This is a genomic window from Lysinibacillus sp. (genome assembly GCF_032093475.1).
In the GTDB taxonomy this organism is placed as follows: Bacteria; Bacillota; Bacilli; order Bacillales_A; family Planococcaceae; genus Lysinibacillus; species Lysinibacillus irui.
Genome location: NZ_DAMDAY010000080.1, coordinates 18,762 through 20,727 on the forward strand (window position 1 = coordinate 18,762; position 1,966 = coordinate 20,727).

The 1,966-nt window shown below is 37.7% G+C and carries 2 protein-coding genes; one reads left to right on the forward strand and one right to left on the reverse strand.

Going from position 1 to position 1,966, the window contains the following annotated elements:
• The coding region (locus RT445_RS15960) for a methyl-accepting chemotaxis protein (protein WP_313470937.1) at nt 1-1,236 on the reverse strand (1,236 nt) is incomplete at its 3' end.
• A 137-nt stretch (nt 1,237-1,373) separates the two neighbouring features.
• Between RT445_RS15960 and RT445_RS15965 the strand changes: the two genes are divergently transcribed.
• On the forward strand, nt 1,374-1,966 hold a 593-nt coding region (locus RT445_RS15965; RefSeq protein ID WP_313470938.1), incomplete at its 3' end, for an MBL fold metallo-hydrolase.

Sequence of the window (1,966 nt, forward strand, 5' to 3'; positions counted from 1 at the left end):
TTGCGTAAATGAATCCTTTAAAACATTGAAGAAATGACTAACATCTCGTAACAGTTGTTCCCCGTACTGAAGCGCTTTTTCACCGTCTTCGGAACGCTGATGTGCCTCCGTTGATTTTTCAAACAAGGTTTTCGTTACATTGGTAATGCTTACAGTAATAGCGGCGCTTTCTTCTGCTAGCTTACGCACCTCATCTGCAACAATGGCAAATCCTTTCCCATGTTCCCCTGCTCTAGCCGCTTCAATGGCTGCATTAAGTGCCAATAAATTCGTCTGCTGAGCAATATGTGTGATGCCCTTTAACAAGCTATCCACTGTTTGCAAACTATGCTGAAGCTCGTTTACCGTTTCCGCCGTTGAGCTCATCGCGTGACTCATCACACTCATTTGTGTCATCGCATCCTGCATTTTGTCCCACCCAGCCAATACTTCTTGCTGAAGCTGAGTAGAGCTTGCCACTGTATCCTTCGAGATGGTCAATGTTTCATTAACAAAGTGAACCGAATCGCCCATGGTGCCATGAATCATTTGTAAACTAGATGACTCTTGCTGGATACTGGCAGAAATATCTTCTGTGGCGATTAATATTTGTTTACTTGAACCTGAAATCCTTTGCATTGTTTGTTGGAACTGTGTCACATGCTCGTCCAGAGCCTGACTACTTTTTTCAATTTCTTGAAAGGTCATTTGTAATTGATTGTAGGATGCTTGCATCTCATTTTGCTGAATTTCTGCATGTTCAATCAGCTCATTGCCCCATTTTGCAATTAAATAAAAGGCAATAATCACTCCATTCAAAATCGCCAAAAGTGTCACAAAAACAACGATATCATCAAATGGCCCCAGTAAAGATGGTGAGTTAACCATATATAATATGAAAAAACTGATGTTTGTTAAGATCCCAAAGAATACGATTAATTCCTTTTTAAAATACAGGGCAATAATAGCCACCGTACAAAGCAAAATATAATGTTTGTTTAATGAAAAGCTATCAAGCAAAAATAAGGTAAAGACAACACTAGACGGAATTAAGCCAAAAATAAAGCCTTTAATATAGGTTTTGATTGGCAATAAATAGTTACATACTGCCAACGTGATGACGGCTAGTCCAACAAATAAAAATAATATGCCTTTCGATAGGATTAGAGGTCCACAAATTAAAATAGCTAAGATTGAAATAATAGCTAAATTTACACGGTGGACCTTTCGCGTGTCGTAACGAATTTTATGCTCCATTGTAATCCCCCTAAAAAATGAATGGACATTCAGTTTAATTTTCTATTATTATATAGTATAACTACTGCTTTTTGTAGCTAAATATTGTATATTGAAGCATATTTTATACATCTTTGAAATTAAAGGAGGAAAATGAATTGAGTAGAGTTCAACAAATTGCATCAAATTTTTATTGTATTGATACACATGATTTAAATCGGGAACAACGAACGAGCTCCTATTTATTAATCGACGAAAAAATTACTCTAATTGAAACTTCTGCAAGCCCATCCGTTCCTTACATAATGGAAGGATTAAAGGAGTTAAATATTGCATTAGAGGATATTCACTATGTCATCGTGACACATATTCATTTAGACCATGCAGGAGGAGCAGGGTTATTTTTGCAAAGCTGTCCTAATGCAAAATTAGTTGTCCATCCACGAGGGGCAGCTCACATGATTGACCCAAGCAGACTTATTTTCAGTGCAAAAGGAGTCTATGGAGCTGAATTTGATCGCCTCTTTGATCCGATTGTGCCAATTGATGCTGCACGAATTATTGAAGTAAGTCACGAGCAACGTCTAGATTTAGGCCAACACCATTTAACGTTCTATCATACAGAAGGCCATGCGAAACATCATGTATCTATGCTCTATTCCGCTACCAATGGTCTTTTTGTAGGGGATACAACCGGGGTTCGTTATCCTGAAATGGATGGAGAAGCAATTGATTTAATTATTCCATCCAC